The 17,204-nt window shown below is 60.7% G+C and carries 13 protein-coding genes; 7 read left to right on the top strand and 6 right to left on the bottom strand.

All coding sequences use genetic code 11. From position 1 onward, the window contains the following. Positions 1–3: 3 nt before the first annotated feature. Positions 4–1,230, bottom strand: coding sequence for a CmpA/NrtA family ABC transporter substrate-binding protein (locus J1G35_RS13210; RefSeq protein WP_053132791.1), 1,227 nt, complete (start codon positions 1,228–1,230; stop codon positions 4–6). 305 nt (positions 1,231–1,535) lie between these two features. Between J1G35_RS13210 and sctC the strand changes: the two genes are divergently transcribed. The 3 genes from sctC (at position 1,536) to J1G35_RS13195 (ending at position 4,809) form a co-directional block, all read left to right on the top strand. Further along, a complete protein-coding gene (gene sctC, locus J1G35_RS13205; protein WP_223015195.1) occupies positions 1,536–2,924 on the top strand; it encodes a type III secretion system outer membrane ring subunit SctC in 1,389 nt (462 codons plus the stop codon). A 230-nt stretch (positions 2,925–3,154) separates the two neighbouring features. Next, on the top strand, positions 3,155–3,553 hold the full coding sequence (locus J1G35_RS13200; RefSeq protein WP_053132798.1) for a winged helix-turn-helix domain-containing protein: 399 nt from the start codon (positions 3,155–3,157) through the stop codon (positions 3,551–3,553). A 233-nt stretch (positions 3,554–3,786) separates the two neighbouring features. Next, a complete protein-coding gene (locus J1G35_RS13195; protein ID WP_223015172.1) occupies positions 3,787–4,809 on the top strand; it encodes a quinone-dependent dihydroorotate dehydrogenase in 1,023 nt (340 codons plus the stop codon). 159 nt (positions 4,810–4,968) lie between these two features. Here J1G35_RS13195 and J1G35_RS13190 read toward each other — a convergent pair whose 3' ends face one another. Then, positions 4,969–5,184, bottom strand: coding sequence for a ribosome modulation factor (locus tag J1G35_RS13190; protein WP_002553055.1), 216 nt, complete (start codon positions 5,182–5,184; stop codon positions 4,969–4,971). Positions 5,185–5,716: 532 nt separating this feature from the next. Here J1G35_RS13190 and rlmKL point away from each other — a divergent pair. Continuing rightward, entirely contained in the window at positions 5,717–7,981 is a 2,265-nt protein-coding gene (gene rlmKL, locus J1G35_RS13185; protein WP_141155776.1) for a bifunctional 23S rRNA (guanine(2069)-N(7))-methyltransferase RlmK/23S rRNA (guanine(2445)-N(2))-methyltransferase RlmL, read from the top strand. A 133-nt stretch (positions 7,982–8,114) separates the two neighbouring features. Continuing rightward, on the top strand, positions 8,115–10,514 hold the full coding sequence (locus J1G35_RS13180) for a diguanylate cyclase (protein WP_223015171.1): 2,400 nt from the start codon (positions 8,115–8,117) through the stop codon (positions 10,512–10,514). Positions 10,515–10,611: 97 nt separating this feature from the next. On the opposite strand, the gene dacB is transcribed toward J1G35_RS13180, so the two are convergent. After that, on the bottom strand, positions 10,612–12,072 hold the full coding sequence (gene dacB / locus J1G35_RS13175; protein WP_053132810.1) for a D-alanyl-D-alanine carboxypeptidase/D-alanyl-D-alanine-endopeptidase: 1,461 nt from the start codon (positions 12,070–12,072) through the stop codon (positions 10,612–10,614). 237 nt (positions 12,073–12,309) lie between these two features. Between dacB and J1G35_RS13170 the strand changes: the two genes are divergently transcribed. After that, entirely contained in the window at positions 12,310–12,654 is a 345-nt protein-coding gene (locus tag J1G35_RS13170) for a YggL family protein (RefSeq protein ID WP_010208515.1), read from the top strand. 37 nt (positions 12,655–12,691) lie between these two features. Here J1G35_RS13170 and J1G35_RS13165 read toward each other — a convergent pair whose 3' ends face one another. After that, on the bottom strand, positions 12,692–13,882 hold the full coding sequence (locus tag J1G35_RS13165; protein ID WP_053132814.1) for a benzoate/H(+) symporter BenE family transporter: 1,191 nt from the start codon (positions 13,880–13,882) through the stop codon (positions 12,692–12,694). Positions 13,883–14,126: 244 nt separating this feature from the next. On the opposite strand from J1G35_RS13165, the gene J1G35_RS13160 reads away from it, so the two are divergent. Further along, a complete protein-coding gene (locus tag J1G35_RS13160; protein ID WP_053132817.1) occupies positions 14,127–14,891 on the top strand; it encodes a GntR family transcriptional regulator in 765 nt (254 codons plus the stop codon). 127 nt (positions 14,892–15,018) lie between these two features. On the opposite strand, the gene guaD is transcribed toward J1G35_RS13160, so the two are convergent. Then, a complete protein-coding gene (guaD, locus tag J1G35_RS13155; RefSeq protein WP_223015170.1) occupies positions 15,019–16,323 on the bottom strand; it encodes a guanine deaminase in 1,305 nt (434 codons plus the stop codon). Between the two features lie 7 nt (positions 16,324–16,330). Next, positions 16,331–17,173, bottom strand: coding sequence for a xanthine dehydrogenase accessory protein XdhC (gene xdhC / locus J1G35_RS13150; protein WP_223015169.1), 843 nt, complete (start codon positions 17,171–17,173; stop codon positions 16,331–16,333). Positions 17,174–17,204 lie beyond the last annotated feature (31 nt).

The following is a 17,204-nucleotide window of genomic DNA, read 5'->3' as shown; positions in this document are numbered from 1 at the left end:
CTGTCAGCGCAAGGCTTGGCGATGAGTGTGATCGGCCAGGGCATGCAGGCGGAAGCTGCGGGCGTAGCCGATGGGGTCCGAGCCGTCCCAGACCTTGCCGTCGATCAGTTGGCTGCTGCGCATGTCCTGGCGTTGCGCAGCAATGCCCAAGGCATCGGCCGCCTGACGATACAGTGCCAGTTGCTGGACCTGGCGGGCCACACCCAAATAGTCAGGGTCGTCGCGCAGCAGGCCCCAGCGCCGGAACTGGGTCATGAACCACATGCCATCGGAGAGGTACGGCAGGTTCACTTCGCCGTCGGCAAAAAAACGCAAGGCATGGGGATCCTGCCAGTGATTGCCCAGGCCGTCGTCATAGGCGCCCAGCAGGCGGGGTTCAATGCAGTCGAGCGGCGCGTCGAGGTATTCGCGGCCGCTGAGCAATTGCGCGGTAGAACGGCGATTTTCGGTACTTTCTTCAATAAACCGGCTGGCTTCCAGGATGGCCATTACCAATACGCGGGCGGTGTTGGGGTATTGGTCGACGAAGGCCTGGGTGCAGCCGAGTACCTTTTCCGGATGATTCGGCCAGATCGCCTGAGTGGTTGCCAGGGTAAAGCCCTGGTTTTGCGCTACCGCGCTGGCACTCCAGGGTTCACCGACGCAAAAACCGTCGATACGCCCGGCTTGCAGGTGAGCAACCATTTGTGGCGGCGGTACCACGACGCTGTCGACATCCTGTAGCGGATGAATGCCCTGGCTCGCCAGCCAGTAATACAACCACAGGGCATGGGTGCCGGTGGGAAAGGTCTGGGCGAAGGTCAGTTTTGTTCGGCTTTGGTGCACGTGGCGGTCCAGCGCCTCAGGAGTGACCACTCCCTGCTGTTGCAGGCTGTGGGACAGGTTGATGCTTTGACCGTTCTGGTTCAGCCCCATCAAGACTGCCATGTCGGTAGGCACGACCCCGCCGATGCCCAGGTGCACGGCATAGATCAACCCGTACAGACTGTGGGCGGCGTCCAGTTCGCCGCTGACCAGTTTGTCCCGTAGGTTGGCCCATGAGGATTGGCGCTTGAGGTTCAGGGTCAGTCCATAGGGTTGAGCGAAACCCTGGGTCGCCGCCACCACCAAGGAGGCGCAGTCGCTTAAGGCCATGAACCCCAGGTCAAGGCTGCTTTTCTCCGGGGCATCACTGCCGTTGACCCACGCCAGCGGGTCGTTCACCGGGCTGTTGCCAACCGAATCGTTCATCAACACCTACCTTTTCTTTCAAAAAAAAGCGTCGTTCCCTCAGATGGCGATGCAAGGCCATTGCGGGTAACGACGCCTTTGTCCGTAAGCTCGCTCCGCCGTTGGTGCGCGCTTTATAGAAAGTGCAAAGCAAGGCACATGCCACGGTCCGGCAGGCGCAGTCAGCCGTCAACTTTCCATCAAGATTGAAAAAGGGCTGCCTCTCAGTATGGCCGCCTCTTACTGCCAGACCGCCCAGGATATCCACGGTGTACGCTCACTTTTCCGTAACCACTGCCTGCTTCTGGCTGCTGCTTGTCACGCTGATGCCAGGAAGTGCCGGTGCCCAGGGCGAGACCTACCAGGCGCAGGACGAGCGCCTGCAGACCGTCTTCACCGCCTTGTCCGTGCCGATGGGCCTGCCCATCGTTGTGAGCGGTGAAGTGGCGCGCATCCGCGTCAGTGAGGTCATTGACCTCGCTACGCCGCAACACGCCCTGGAGACGCTGGCATTGCAATACGGCTTGATCTGGTACAGCGATCGGCAGGCGCTCTACCTTTACAGCGTCAGCGAGGCAAAAAGTTCGCAGGTGGCGCTGCGGCATATTTCCGTCGAGCGGTTTCGTGAGCTCATGCGCCGCTCGGGCCTTGATGAAACGCGCTACCCCCTGAGCGTCATCGGGCCCCGGACATTTGATGTGTCCGGGCCACCTCATTATGTCGATCAGGTTTTGCGCCTGGCCGAATTAATGGACCGCGAGCGTGCTGAGTTGCACTTAGGCAGCCAGGCGTTTGCTGTCGTTCAGGTACTCAACACCCATGTGGCAGACCGCGGGTACACCATAGGCGACGAAAAGGTCACGGTGCCGGGAATCGCGTCGATGATCGAAACCGTGCTGGCGTCTGAACAGAATGGGCCGCTGGCTGACAAGAACCTGGTGGTGATCGCCTACCCGGACACCAACAGCCTGTTGCTTAAGGGGGAGCCTGAGCAACTGAGTTTCATCGAGCGCCTGGTGGCTGAGTTGGACACGCCCAAGCGGTCTATCGAAGTCTCGCTATGGATGGTGGACCTGGAGCGTGACGAACTGAAAAAACTCGACCCTGCCTGGGACACGGAAGCGAAGGTGCAAGCCACACGAATTCTGGAACCGGTGGACGATAACCGTCTGATGGCGAAGATTGCCATGCTGGAGCGGCGGCGGCGGGCGAGGGTGATGACATTGCCGGTGATTCTCAGTCAGGAGAATGTGCCGGCAGTGTTTCAGGATAACCACACCTTCTATCTGCCGGCGCCCGGCGATGAGTCAGCGGATTGGAAGCCCGTGCAGTACGGCTCCCAGGTCAGTGTGCTGCCACGTTTTGCCGAAGCGAATCAGATCGAGATGCTTCTCCACGTCGAGGATGGTCGCCAACTGAGCCAGGCAGGGCAGCACGGCAAACCATCAGCGGTCGGGCGCGTGAGTGTCAGCAGCGTGGTGCGAGTGCCGCAGGGCAAGCGCCTGTGGCTGGGGGCGTTTAGCCGTGAGTCACATGAGCCGGTACGCGGTATCGGCTCAGTTGGCCCGAGCAAGGTTCGCCTGTTTGTGTTCCAGGCCCGGGCAGTGGGTAGCGAATCGAAGGATTTGGCCACAGGGGTTGGCGCACCGCCGTTGAGTGCGGCGCAATACGAGCGTGTGCAACGTGCGTTTGTAAACCCGGATCGCTCTCCGTGAATAAGGTGTCAGCCCAGGCGGTTGGGGGTGAGTGGCATGAGGTTTATCTAAATGGGGACGTCTGACGGATGATCGTGAAGTGTCTTACAGGGTGTTGCTAAAAAGCGCTGGCTGTATGGGGTTTTTCCTAGCGTGGGCTGCACGACGGTTTTTTATAGTCATGACGTGGGCGCAAGAGCCAGTACTGGAAATAGGGACTTCAATGTCAGTAGTCGGATGCCGAGGTAGATATGGCCGTCTTGAATGATGGGGTGACTGCGACTTCCCTGCTTTTTTCCCAGTGGACACTTCATGGTGATGGTCGCCTGACCGGCAAAGGCAGCGATGTTCAGTTGCCGCCCAAGGAGTTGCATGTTTTGCGGCTGCTGCTGGTTTCTGGCGGCGTACTGATGACTAAGGATCGTTTGTTGGAGCAGGCCTGGCCCCAGGGAGAGGTCGCCGAGGAATCGCTGACCCGTTGCATTTACTCACTGCGCAAGCAGCTTGGAGCTGACAAGGGGTTTATCAAGACTATCTACGGTCGGGGGTATCGCTTTACATGCCCGGTGAAGATTGAGCGGCATCTGCCCGCGCCTTTGGATGCCGTGCAGCATGTGTGTTCGGCCTGTGGCCAGGTCAGTCATGGCTAGTTTCTGAGGCAGGCTGAGATTAATCGTATTCATTAACTGGACGGCGGTAAGTTCCTGGGACGCTGGCCCCGGCGCTCAGCGCGACGCATGCGCTATGCAGGAAAATTCGGGGCACGTTATGAGGCCTTGGTACAGCGGCGCTGCTGACGTTTGGGCGGCACGCCTCGCGTGCACCCCGTCACCCCGGCTATAATCGCCGCCACCTTTCGCCGCCATCCGAGTCTAGCCCGCCCATGTATACCCTGGCCCGCCAGCTGTTGTTCAAACTTTCCCCGGAAACCTCCCACGATCTGTCCCTGGACCTGATCGGCGCCGGTGGCCGCCTGGGGCTCAATGGCCTGGTATGCAAGGCACCGGCAAAAATGCCGGTGTCAGTGATGGGGCTCGACTTTCCCAACCCGGTCGGATTGGCCGCCGGCCTGGACAAGAACGGCGCGGCCATTGATGGCTTCGCGCAACTGGGTTTCGGTTTTGTGGAGATCGGCACCGTGACGCCGCGACCGCAGCCGGGTAACCCCAAGCCGCGAATCTTCCGCCTGCCGGAAGCCGAGGCGATCATCAATCGCATGGGGTTCAACAACCTCGGCGTCGATCACCTGCTGTCGCGTGTCGAGGCGGCGAAGTACAGGGGCATCCTGGGCATCAATATCGGCAAGAATTTCGACACCCCGGTCGAACGCGCGGTGGATGACTACCTGATCTGCCTGGACAAGGTCTACGCCCACGCCAGCTATATCACCGTCAACGTCAGCTCGCCCAACACCCCAGGCCTGCGCAGCCTGCAGTTCGGCGATTCGCTCAAGCAACTGCTCGAAGCCCTGCGCCAGCGCCAGGAAGACCTGGCCGTGCGCCATGGCAAGCGTGTGCCGCTGGCAATCAAGATTGCCCCGGACATGAGTGACGAAGAAACCGTGTTGGTGGCCCAGGCCCTGGTGGATTCGGGCATGGATGCGGTCATCGCGACCAACACCACCCTCAGCCGTGTCGGCGTCGAAGGCTTGGCCCATGGCGATGAAGCGGGTGGCCTGTCGGGCGCGCCGGTGCGTGACAAGAGCACCCACATCGTCAAGGTGCTGGCCGCTGAGCTGGCCGGGCGTTTGCCGATCATCGCGGTCGGCGGCATCACCGAGGGCAAGCATGCAGCCGAGAAGATTGCTGCGGGTGCCAGCCTGGTGCAGTTGTACTCGGGGTTTATTTACAAAGGCCCGGCGTTGATCCGCCAGTCAGTGGATGCGATTGCTGCCTTACGCGTGTAGGCGCGAGCAAGCTCGCTCCTACGGTAGTCTTCATTGTTCTCAGGCCAATAAAAAGGGCTCCTCAAGAGGAGCCCCTGGGCCGAAGCCCGCCGCCTGGATAGGGCGTGCGTGGTTAAGTCGTTACATATTCGTGGTGGTGTCGGAATTAAATGCCCTTGATTAGCCGACGGCGTGAAGTTCGTTGAGTCTGTGGATTCCCGCAGTGCCAGTCATACCGTCCCAGTTGTCGCCGCGTCCTTCTCGCCAGCCGTTGATCCAGGCTTGGCGTACCGACGGTAGAGTAAATGGGCAAAGCTCACGGGATTTGCCATGAACGCCATATTGATATCCGCGTAAAAATGCTCTTTCCAACGGATCACGCTTAAGTCTTCTCATAGGGTGTTTCCCTCACTTGTTGACTGTCTTGATATCCTTCGGCCTCGTCTGAGGCCGGGCAGAGTTTTTCTGCCGTTGGTGGGCTCGCTGCCGGCGTGGCGAGCCTGGGTGTCGGCGTCGTTACGGCGCCAACCTGTGTTGAGTTCTAACCAATAGGTCACATGGATTCAATGATCGTTTTGTCATAAGCACGTAACGATAACGATGCTATAGCCATAAGCTGGGATGGCTTTTCGCCCCATTTGTTGGGCAAAGCCAGCTATGATGCACCCTGCAAAGAGGATGGGTTTAATCCTTTAGTGAGAATGTCCTTCTGTTGCTGTCGGTTATTATTCGACGAAGGGTCGGAATATTTCTTTTTGTTGCATCAAATTATTGATCTGCCCCGTCAATCAAGGCCCAAAGGCCCGGCAGACGGGGTGGGACGGCACATTCGTGCCACGCGAGCACTCTTCAAGAAAAGTGCTTGATTGAAAACCGAGCCGGCGATGCGTCGCCCGTTCATTTATTGCTGAAAAGCCTGGAATGCCCCATGTCGGACCGTTTTGAACTCTTCCTCACCTGCCCCAAGGGCCTCGAAGGCCTGCTGATCGAGGAAGCCGTCGGGCTTGGCCTTGAGGAAGCCCGCGAGCACACCTCGGCCGTGCGCGGCATGGCCGACATGGAAACCGCCTATCGCCTGTGCCTCTGGTCGCGCCTGGCCAACCGCGTGTTGCTGGTGCTCAAGCGCTTCCCGATGAAGGACGCCGAAGACCTCTACCATGGCGTGCTGGATATTGAATGGGCCGATCACATGGTCTCTGACGGTACCCTGGCGGTGGAATTCAGCGGTCACGGCTCAGGCATCGACAACACCCACTTCGGCGCGCTGAAGGTCAAGGATGCGATCGTCGACAAGCTGCGCACCCCGACCGGCGAACGCCCGTCCATCGACAAGATCAACCCGGACCTGCGCATCCACCTGCGCCTGGACCGTGGCGAAGCCATCCTGTCCCTTGACCTGTCCGGCCACAGCCTGCACCAGCGCGGCTACCGCCTGCAGCAGGGCGCCGCGCCGTTGAAGGAAAACCTCGCGGCTGCGATCCTGATTCGTGCCGGCTGGCCGCGCATTGCTGCCGAAGGCGGCGCACTGACTGACCCGATGTGCGGTGTGGGCACCTTCCTGGTCGAAGGCGCGATGATCGCCGCCGACATGGCGCCGAACCTGAATCGTGAACTCTGGGGCTTTACCACCTGGCTCGGCCACGTCCCGGCACTGTGGAAAAAACTCCACGCCGAAGCCACTGAGCGCGCGGCGATCGGCATGAATAAACCGCCGTTGTGGGTGCGTGGCTACGAAGCCGACCCGCGCCTGATCCAGCCTGCACGCAACAACATCGAGCGCGCCGGTCTCAGCCATTGGATCAAGGTGTACCAGGGCGAAGTCGGCACCTTCGAGCCGCGCCCGGACCAGAACCAGAAAGGCTTGGTCATCTGCAACCCGCCCTACGGCGAGCGTTTGGGTGACGAAGCCAGCCTGTTGTACCTCTACCAGAACCTCGGCGAGCGTCTGCGCCAGGCGTGCATGGGCTGGGAAGCGGCGGTGTTCACCGGTGCGCCGGACCTGGGCAAGCGCATGGGCATCCGCAGCCACAAGCAGTATTCGTTCTGGAACGGCGCGTTGCCGTGCAAATTGCTGCTGATCAAGGTCAACCCGGATCAATTCGTCACCGGCGAGCGCCGTACCCCGGAACAGCGCCAGGCCGAACGTGAGCAAGCCGTATACGACCAGGCCCCGGCCGAGCCGCAAGAACGCCAGTACAACAAGAATGGCAACCCGATCAAGCCCGCCCCGGCCCCCGTGGTCGAGCAGGCGCGCTTGAGTGAAGGCGGGCAGATGTTCGCCAACCGCCTGCAAAAGAACCTCAAGCTGCTGGGCAAGTGGGCCAAGCGTGAAGGCGTGGATTGCTACCGCGTGTACGACGCCGATATGCCGGAATACTCCATGGCCATCGACCTGTACCACGATTGGGTTCACGTTCAGGAATACGCCGCGCCGAAATCCATCGACCCGGAAAAAGCCTCGGCGCGCATGTTCGATGCGCTGGCGGCCATTCCCCAGGCGCTGAACATCGACAAGAGCCGCGTAGTGGTCAAGCGCCGCGAGCGCCAGAGCGGTACCAAGCAGTATGAGCGCCAGAGCGCCCAGGGTAAGTTCACCGAGGTCAGCGAAGGCGGCGTGAAGCTGCTGGTCAACCTCACCGACTACCTGGACACCGGTCTGTTCCTCGACCATCGTCCGATGCGCATGCGTATCCAGAAAGAAGCCGCCGGCAAGCGTTTCCTCAACCTGTATTGCTACACCGCCACGGCCAGTGTGCACGCTGCCAAGGGCGGCGCGCGCAGCACCACCAGTGTCGACCTGTCCAAGACCTACCTGGACTGGGCCCGTCGCAACTTCTCCCTCAATGGTTTCTCCGACAAGAACCGCCTGGAGCAGGGTGATGTGATGGCCTGGCTGGACGCCAGCCGCGATGAGTTCGACATGATCTTCATCGACCCGCCGACCTTCTCCAACTCCAAGCGCATGGAAGGCATCTTCGACGTGCAGCGCGATCACGTGCAGTTGCTCGACCTGGCCATGGCCCGCCTGGCACCGGGTGGCGTGTTGTACTTCTCGAACAACTTCCGCAAGTTCCAGCTGGAGGACAACCTCAGCGAACGCTATGCGGTCGAAGAGATCAGCGACAAGACCATCGACCCGGATTTTGCGCGTAACGCGAAGATCCACCGGGCGTGGAAAATCACTGCTCGCTGATAGTCTCCCCCTGTAGGGTCGAGCAAGCTCGCCCCTACAGTTTTTTACGCTGGTCAAACCCTGGGCCTATCGCTATAACTTAACACCTAGCCAAAGTGACACCCCCGGCACACTGGCGTTCTGAGTGTTGCTTATGCCGTTGAACGCCGTCCGCCCGAAAATCCTAGGCTTCATCAGTGAGCAGGCGTCGGCTTGGCTGGTGGCATTGGTGGTGTTATTGGCAGGGTTTGCGCTGACGGCAATCGTCGCCTGGGCCGCCTCCGATCTCTATCAGCAGCAGGTGCGCCAACGCTTTCAGTTGCTGGTCAACGAGCGGTATACCCGCCTGCAGGAGCGTTTCGAGGACCAGGAGCAACGCCTGAGCAGCCTGCGGCGATTCTTCGTCAATTCCGATGAGGTCTCCCGTGAAGAGTTCGACGGGTTTGCCCAGCCGTTGTTGCTGCGCGCCCAGGCTTACTCTTGGGCGCCCCGGGTGTTTCGCGAGCAGCGCAGTCAATTTGAGCAAGAGGTGACCCGCCAGCGCGGAGCGCCTTTTTTCATCCGGGAATTGAATGCATCCGGCGAGTTGGCCCCTGCGCCTGAGCGTGATGAGTACGCGCCGGTGCTCTACAGCCAGACCCAAAGCCTGCTGGGTGCACCGCTGGGCTTTGACCTGCTGGCCCAGCCCCCGCGGCGCTCGGCCCTTGAACGTGCGCACAAGAGCGGCAAGCTGGCGGTGTCCCAACCGATCCAGTTGGTGGGGGTCGAGCCGGCTTATGCCACTGGCGTATTACTGGTCGCGCCGGTGAGCCGCGCGCCTACTTCCGAGCTGTCCCAAAATGAGCCCTACGGTTACGTGATGGCGGTGATCAGCATGCGCCAGCTGGTCGCCGATGGCTTGCCCAAAGCCGAGCGGGACAACCTGGTGATGCAGATCGTCGACACCTCCGACCTGCAACCGCAAGTGCTCTTCGAGTCCAGCAATGCCGTCGCCAGCAGTGACCTTGTGGGCGCACGGCGTCTGAGCCTGGGCGACCATGTCTACGCCTTGACCCTGCGCCCGAGCCAGGTATTCGAGCAGGCCAACCATTCCTCGCTGGCCGTGATCCTGGTCATGGGCGGCTTGCTCAGCGTACTGCTCAGCGCTTTGCTCTATGTGCTGGTGAGCCAGCGCCAACGGGCGTTGAAGCTGGTGGAGCAGCGTACTGTGCAGTTACGCCTGCGCGAGCTGGAACTGCGCGGTGCCCACGGCCAATTGCGCAGCGTGCTGAATGCTGCGACCCAAGTGGCGATCATCGCCACCGACCTGCGTGGTGTCATTAACACCTTTAATGCGGGTGCCGAGCAGATGCTGGGGTTCAAGGCCGAGCAGGTGGTGGGCAAGCTGACCCTGGAGAGCCTGCATTTGGCGTTGGAGCTGGAGGCGTGCTCCGCCGGCCTGAGCGTGACCTTGGGCAAGCGCATCCCGGCGAGCCAGGCCATGCTGGTGGAAAGCCCTGACAACCTGCACGAAGCCCGGGAATGGACCTTGGTCCGCCAGGATGGCACCCAGTTGATCGTGAACATGCTGGCCACCGTGCTGCTGGATGACCATGGCCTGTGGATCGGTCACTTGGCCATTTACCTGGATGTCACCGAGCAAAAACGCGCCTACGAGGCCCTGGCTGCGCGGGATCGCCTGCTGAAGAAGCTCAGCGCCCACGTGCCCGGCGGCATCTTCCAATTCACCTTGGAGCCTCAGGATAAGTGGCGCTTTATCTACGCCAGCGATGGCATGCGCGACATCTATGAAATCGAGGTCAGCGCGTTGCAACAGAATGCGACGAAGGTCTTTGAGCGCATCCACCCGCTGGATGTGGAGCGGGTGCGGGCGTCGATTCGTTTGTCCGCGTTGCAGTTGAGCCATTGGCGCGAAGAGTATCGGGTGCTGTTGCCGCAACGGGGCCTGCGCTGGATTCGCGGCGAGGCCACTCCGGAAGAGTTACCGGGCGGTGGTACGTTGTGGCATGGCTATGTGTCGGACATTTCCGATCTCAAGCGGGTAGAAGAGGAACTGCGCGCGCTGTCCATCACAGATTCCCTGACCGGGATCCATAACCGCCGCTATTTCCAGGATCGCCTCAGGGCCGAGATGCTCAGGCTCAACCGTACCTCGGGGGCGCTGTCGGTGATCATGCTCGATATCGATCACTTCAAGCGCATCAACGACCAGCATGGGCATGCGGTCGGCGACGGGGTGTTGCAGGAGCTGTGCAAGCGCATCGGTCAGCGTCTGCGCCGTACCGATGTGTTCTGCCGCCTGGGGGGCGAGGAATTCATGGTGCTGTGCCCCAACACGGATGGCGAGCGGGCCTACAGCCTGGCGCTGGAGTTGTGGCAGTCGCTGCGCAGCGTGCCGATGGAACTGGTGGGCATCGTCACTGCCAGCTTTGGTGTGGCCAGTTGGCGCGCGGATGAAGGCATCGATGGGCTGCTGTTGCGCGCCGACTCGGCCGTTTATCTGGCCAAGCAGGCAGGCAGGGACCGGGTGGAGGCCGAGAGGGTGCGGGCTTGAGGGGCATGTGAGCGGAGGTCTGCCGATGGCGGAGTGTCAGTCAACAGGGCTGTGACTGTTCCATCGCCATCGGGGGCAAGCCCCCTTCCACAATGTCCTAGAGCACCGGTGATGGCGCGGCCAGTTTTGGCTGGCGGTACAGATCCAGCAGCACCTGATCCAGCACCGACGAAGCGCCCCACGGCTTCGAATCGTTGAGGATCGCGACCACCGCCCAGGTGTTGCCGTTATTGTCGCGGCTGAACCCGGCAATGGCGCGCACGGTGTTCAACGTACCGGTCTTGACGTGGGCTTCGCCGCGCATGGCGGTGGTTTTCAAGCGCTTGCGCATGGTGCCGTCGGTGCCAGCAATCGGCATGGAACTGATGTACTCCGCAGCGTAGGGGCTTTTCCAGGCGGCTTGCAGCATGGCGGCCATCTCGCGGGCGCTGACCCGTTCGGCGCGGGACAGGCCCGAACCGTTCTCCATCACCAGGTGTGGCGCGGTGATGCCTTTCTTCGCCAGCCACTGGCGCACCACACGTTGCGCGGCCTTGGCATCGTCGCCGTCGGCATCGTTGCGGAACTGGGCGCCCAGGCTCAGGAACAATTGCTGGGCCATGGTGTTGTTACTGTATTTATTGATGTCGCGGATGATTTCCGCCAGGTCCGGCGAAAACGCGCGGGCCAGTACCTTGGCATCCTTGGGCACCGGCGCCTGGATATCACGGCCCTGGATGGTGCCGCCCAGTTCCTGCCAGATCGCCCGCACAGCGCCAGCGGTGTAAGTGGCATGGTCCAGCAATGACAGGTAAGTCTGCGAGCTGCAGCCATCGGCCAATTGGCCGCTGACGGTGACCGTCACACTGCCATCGGCGGCTGTGACCGGGTTGTAGCGCACGTCGCCGGTGCACTGCTTGGCGTTGGAAACCTTGACCTGATTGTCGATGCGGATGCTGGCAATCGGCGGCTCGACCGAGACGATTACGCGGCCCGAATCGTTGCGGGTCACAAAGCGCAGGGCCTTGAGGTTGACCAGCAGCGCGTCCGGCTTGACCAGGAACGGCTTGTTCTCGTCGTTGCCGTCATCATTGAATTCCGGCAACTGCGGCTGGTTGAAGAAACTGCGATCCAGCACCAGGTCGCCGGTGACTTGCTGCACGCCATTGGCACGCAGGTCGCGCATCAGCAGCCAGAGTTTTTCCATGTTCAGCTTGGGGTCACCGCCGCCCTTGAGGTACAGGTTGCCGTGCAACACGCCACCGCTGAGGGTGCCGTCGGTATAGAACTCGGTTTTCCACTGGTGGTTGGGACCGAGCATTTCCAGGGCCGCATAGGTGGTGACCAGCTTCATGGTAGAGGCCGGGTTCACCGAGACGTCGGCGTTGAATACCGTGGGGGTGCCGGGGCCGTTCAGGGGAATCATCACCAGGGACAGCGCAGTGTTTTGCAGCTTGGCTTTGGCCAGCGCCTGCTGGACGTTCGGGGGCAGGGTGTTATTGATCGGGGCGGCGGAGGTGGAGAAGGCCAGTGGCAGAAGAAAACTGGCGAGTAGCAATGGACGCAAAGATTTGATCATAAGAAGTAAAACCCTACTGCTGAGGAGGGTGAAAAAGGCGAGGGGTAAATAAGAAAATTCCCTCAATGGTCATGAAAGTGTCGGCATTATGCCCCAAGGTGAAGGCACTTGTAGCTGAACGATAGCTGGTAATCGGCGTTTTTTTAACAGCAAACTGCCGCCTGTCCCAGAGAGTCGGGCAATCGTCGCCTTAAACTGCTAAAGTGCCGCCCGTTATTACTTATGAGGATTGTTCCAATGGCGACTAACCGTTCCCAGCGTCTGCGCAAAAAACTGTGCGTTGATGAATTTCAAGAGCTGGGTTTCGAACTGAACCTGGACTTCAAAGAAGGCCTGAGTGAAGAAGCTATCGACGCTTTCCTCGAAGCATTCATCAAAGAAGCCATGGAAGCCAACGGTCTGGGCTATGTCGGCGGCGATGACTACGGTCTGGTTTGCCTGCAGAAGCGTGGCTCGGTCTCCGAAGAGCAGCGCGCTGCTGTCGAAGCCTGGCTGAAAACCCGTTCCGAGCTGACCAAGGCTGAAGTCAGCCCGTTGCTGGACGTGTGGTATCCGGAAAAGCCGATCAACGCGGCTAAGTGATACTGAAAAAAACGGCGACCTGAGGGTCGCCGTTTTTTTATGCCTTGCGCCAGTTCAGAATCAGCAGCGTCAACACCCCCGCGACAATTCCCCAGAACGCCGACCCGATGGAAAACAACGTCAAGCCTGACGCGGTGACCATAAAGGTGATCAGCGCCGCTTCCCGTTCCTTCGGCTCATTCATGGCGATACTCAAGCCATTGATGATCGAGCCAAACAAGGCCAAGGCCGCGATCGACAGCACCAGCTCCTTGGGCAGCGCTGCAAACAGTGCCGCCAGTGTGGCCCCGAACACCCCGGCAATGCCGTAGAACACTCCGCACCACACCGCCGCCGTGTAGCGTTTGTTGCGGTCTTCATGGGCATGGGGCCCAGTGCAGATCGCTGCGCTGATCGCGGCCAGGTTGATACCGTGGGAACCGAACGGTGCCAGCACCAGCGAGGCCAGGCCGGTGGCGGTGATCAGCGGCGAGGCCGGCACGTTGTAGCCGTCGGCCCGCAGTACCGCGACGCCGGGCATGTTCTGCGAGGTCATGGCTACCACGAACAGCGGAATCCCGATGCTGATGGTCGCCGCCAGCGAGAAGTGTGGCGTGGTCCACACCGGCGTCGCCACTTCCAGGTGGAAGCCGCTGAAATCCAGCAAGCCCATCAGCCCCGACAGCAGGGTGCCGATCACCAATGCCGCCAGCACCGCATAGCGTGGCGACAGGCGCTTGATCACCAGGTAGGTGAAAAACATCCCCAGTACCAGGCCGGTGCGATGCTGCGCGGCGACGAAAATCTCGCTGCCGATCTTGAACAGGATCCCTGCCAGCAACGCCGCCGCCAACGATGCAGGGATGCGCTTGACCAGTTTTTCAAAACTGCCGGTGAGCCCGCAGAGTGTCACCAGTACCGCGCAGGTAATGTAGGCGCCGATGGCCTCGCCGTAACTCACACCGCCCAGGCTGGTGATCAACAGCGCCGCGCCGGGGGTGGACCAGGCAATGGTGATCGGCGTGCGATAGCGCAGGGACAGGCCGATGCTGCACACCGCCATGCCAATGGAAATCGCCCAGATCCATGACGAAATCTGCGCAGTGGTCAAGCCGGCCGCCTGACCGGCCTGGAACATCAGGACCAGGGAACTGGTGTAGCCGGTCATCATGGCGATAAAGCCGGCGACGACGGCCGATGCAGAAGTGTCGGCCAGCGGGCGCAAGGGCGCTTGGGTGGCGTCGGTCATGGAGAGGTGTTCCTTTTACCTGGGTTTTGCCGGTGACGGCGCAGATTCAAGCCTAAACTCAAACGTAACGACTCATTGCAATACAGACGGCACCGCAAACAGCCGTACAGTGTGTTGGCGCAGTGGGTTGTGTACAATGTGCCGTGTTTTTAGGTGATACTTGCCAGCGACCCCATGTTGCCGTATTACCTTGAATTTGCCGTATTACCGTTAATTCGCCGCCGTTCTCCCTACCCGAGTGCCCATGAACGAACAGTTGCAACCTCTCAAGAAACAACCGCGAGCCGGTAAGTCCGGTCGCAGCGGAACCCAGGACGATATCGTCTACGCGCATATCTTCGAGGCGATCCTCGAACAGCGCCTAGCACCCGGTACCAAATTGAGCGAAGAGGCACTGGGCGAAATCTTCGGCGTGAGCCGCACCATTATTCGCCGCGCGCTGTCGCGCCTGGCCCATGAAGGCGTGGTGTTACTGCGGCCCAATCGTGGCGCGGTGGTGGCGAGCCCTAGCGTGGAAGAAGCGCGCCAGGTGTTCCTGGCCCGGCGCCTGGTAGAGCGAGCGATCACCGAGTTGGCGGTGCAGCACGCCACCGCTGAGCAACTGGCCGAACTGCGCCAGATGGTCAACGACGAGCGCGACAGTTTCTCCCGTGGCGATCGCGGTGCGGGTATCCGTCTTTCCGGCGAGTTCCACCTCAAGCTGGCCGAAGCCGCGAAAAACGCGCCGCTGATCAGCTTCCAGCGCAGCCTGGTGTCCCAGACTTCGTTGATCATCGCGCAGTACGAAAGCGGCAACCGCTCGCACTGCTCCTACGATGAGCACACGCAACTGATCGACGCGATCGAAGCGAGGGACGCGGCGCTGGCGGTGAATTTGATGATGCATCACATGGATCACATCGACAGCAAGCTCAACCTCGACGAGGAAAGTGCGTCGGATGATTTGCATGCGGTGTTCTCGCATCTGTTGCAGACCAAGAAGCCGGGGCGTTCTTCAGTCAAGCTGTAAACCCGATTAAAAAATGTGGGAGGGGGCTTGCCCCCGATGGCAGAGTGTCAGTCACTGAATGAAGTGCCTGATCCACCGCTATCGGGAGTAAGCCCCCTCCCACATTTGTTTTGTGTTGTGGCGCAGATCAGCGTTGGTGCACGAGTTGGCCGGCAGCGTAGGTCTGCAACACCGTCCGATCATCCCCCAGTGTCATCAGCACAAACAACGTCTCGGCAATGTTATTGGCCTGCTTCAAGCGATAGCTCAGCAGTGGCGTGGCGTTGTAGTCCAGCACCAAAAAGTCTGCATCGGTGCCCGGCTGCAACGTGCCGATCTTGTCTTCCAGGCGCAGCGCCCGAGCGCCGCCGAGGGTGGCCAGGTACAACGACTTGAACGGGCTCAACCGCGCGCCCTGCAGTTGCATGACCTTGTAGGCTTCGTTGAGGGTTTGCAGCAGTGAGAAGCTGGTGCCGCCGCCCACATCCGTGCCCAGGCCAACGTTGAGTTTGTGTTTCTCGGCCATCGGCAGGTTAAACAGACCGCTGCCGAGGAACAGGTTCGAGGTCGGACAGAACGCCACCGCCGATCCCGTCTGCGCCAACCGCGCGCATTCGTCATCACACAGGTGCACGCCGTGGGCAAACACCGAGCGCTCACCCAGCAGCTTGTAGTGGTCATACACGTCCAGGTAGCCGTTGCGCTCTGGGAACAGCTCCTTTACCCAATCGACTTCCTGCTTGTTCTCACTGATGTGCGTCTGCATGTACAGGTCCGGGTACTCGCCCAGCAGTTGCCCGGCCAACGCCAATTGCTCCGGCGTGCTGGTCGGCGCAAAACGCGGCGTGACCGCATAGTGCAGGCGACCCTTGCCATGCCAGCGTTCGATCAGCGCCTTGCTTTCCTGGTAGCCGGATTCAGCGGTGTCAGTGAGGTAGTCCGGGGCGTTGCGGTCCATCATCACTTTGCCGGCGATCATGCGCAGGTCGAGTTTTTCCGCCGCTTCGAAAAATGCGTTCACCGACTGCGGATGCACGCTGCCGAACACCAGCGCGGTGGTGGTGCCGTTGCGCAGCAGTTCCTTGATGAAAATATCTGCGACTTCCTCGGCGTGGGCCTTGTCGGCGAACTGGCTTTCGCACGGGAAGGTGTAGGTGTTGAGCCAGTCCAGCAACTGCTCGCCATAGGCGCCGACCATGCCGGTTTGCGGCAGGTGGATATGGGTGTCAATCAGGCCGGGAGTGATCAGCGCATCCTGGTAATGGGTGATGTCGATGTCGGCAGGCAGGGTCGGTAGCAGGTCGCCGGCATGGCCAATGGCGCTGATCCGGCCGTTTTCGATCACCAGCAAGCCGTCTTCGAAATACTCGTAGGAGGCTTCGATCCCAACTTCAGCGGGGTCGGCGATGCTGTGCAGGAGGGCGGCACGGTAGGCTTTGCGAGTCAAAGGCATGGTCGTCTCAATTGATAGCTTGGCTGCGGCGCGAGGCCGGCAGCAATTTGGCAATGGGTTCGGCGCTCGCGGTGTGCTGGCCGAAATTGGCGTTATACGTGGCGATGATTTCGCCGGCGATGGAGATGGCGATCTCCACCGGCAACTTGCCCTTCACCTCGGTTAGGCCCATGGGGCAGCGCATGCGTAGCAACTGCGCGGCGTCGAAGCCGCGATCGCGCAGGCGGTGTTCGAACTTGACGCGTTTGGTTTTCGAGCCGATCAGGCCGAAGTAGGTAAAGTCACTGCGCTTGAGCAGGGCGGCAGACAGTTCCAGATCCAGTGCGTGATTGTGGGTCATGACGATGCAGTAACTGCCCACTGGCAGGTCGGCAATTTCGTCCACCGGCTCTTCGCTGACGATTTTACGCACGCCCTGGGGGATATGTTCCGGAAACTCCTGCTCGCGCGAATCGATCCAGCGCACCCGACACGGCAGGCTCGCCAGCAACGGCACCAACGCGCGGCCGACATGGCCGGCGCCGAACACCGCAATCTGCGCCTGCACCTGAACCATGGGTTCGAACAGCAGCACGGTGACGCCACCGCAGCACTGGCCCAGGCTAGCGCCGAGGCTGAAGCGCTCCAGATGGGTGTTCTGCTGGCCGCGCACAAGCATGTCGCGGGCGAGCTGCATGGCCTTGTATTCCAGATGTCCGCCACCGATGGTGTCGAAGGTCTGCGCGGCACTGATCACCATCTTCGAACCGGCATTGCGCGGCGTGGAGCCGAGCTCTTCGATGATGGTCACCAGTACACAGGGTTCGCCTTGGTTTTGCAGGTCGGCGAGGGCGCTGATCCAGTTGTTCATAGTCACCTCTTGTGGTGTCTGTCAGGCCGTC

Origin of the sequence: Pseudomonas sp. SH10-3B (genome assembly GCF_019891415.1) — a bacterium.
Classification (GTDB): Bacteria; Pseudomonadota; Gammaproteobacteria; order Pseudomonadales; family Pseudomonadaceae; genus Aquipseudomonas.
This window is presented reverse-complemented; position numbering and strand designations above follow the sequence as displayed.

Coding starts and splice junctions, on each gene's coding strand:
- J1G35_RS13210 (WP_053132791.1), bottom strand. CDS start 1,230: ATGAACGATTCGGTTGGCAACAGCCCGGTGAACGACCCGCTGGCGTGG.
- sctC (WP_223015195.1), top strand. CDS start 1,536: ATGCCAGGAAGTGCCGGTGCCCAGGGCGAGACCTACCAGGCGCAGGAC.
- J1G35_RS13200 (WP_053132798.1), top strand. CDS start 3,155: ATGGCCGTCTTGAATGATGGGGTGACTGCGACTTCCCTGCTTTTTTCC.
- J1G35_RS13195 (WP_223015172.1), top strand. CDS start 3,787: ATGTATACCCTGGCCCGCCAGCTGTTGTTCAAACTTTCCCCGGAAACC.
- J1G35_RS13190 (WP_002553055.1), bottom strand. CDS start 5,184: ATGAGAAGACTTAAGCGTGATCCGTTGGAAAGAGCATTTTTACGCGGA.
- rlmKL (WP_141155776.1), top strand. CDS start 5,717: ATGTCGGACCGTTTTGAACTCTTCCTCACCTGCCCCAAGGGCCTCGAA.
- J1G35_RS13180 (WP_223015171.1), top strand. CDS start 8,115: ATGCCGTTGAACGCCGTCCGCCCGAAAATCCTAGGCTTCATCAGTGAG.
- dacB (WP_053132810.1), bottom strand. CDS start 12,072: ATGATCAAATCTTTGCGTCCATTGCTACTCGCCAGTTTTCTTCTGCCA.
- J1G35_RS13170 (WP_010208515.1), top strand. CDS start 12,310: ATGGCGACTAACCGTTCCCAGCGTCTGCGCAAAAAACTGTGCGTTGAT.
- J1G35_RS13165 (WP_053132814.1), bottom strand. CDS start 13,882: ATGACCGACGCCACCCAAGCGCCCTTGCGCCCGCTGGCCGACACTTCT.
- J1G35_RS13160 (WP_053132817.1), top strand. CDS start 14,127: ATGAACGAACAGTTGCAACCTCTCAAGAAACAACCGCGAGCCGGTAAG.
- guaD (WP_223015170.1), bottom strand. CDS start 16,323: ATGCCTTTGACTCGCAAAGCCTACCGTGCCGCCCTCCTGCACAGCATC.
- xdhC (WP_223015169.1), bottom strand. CDS start 17,173: ATGAACAACTGGATCAGCGCCCTCGCCGACCTGCAAAACCAAGGCGAA.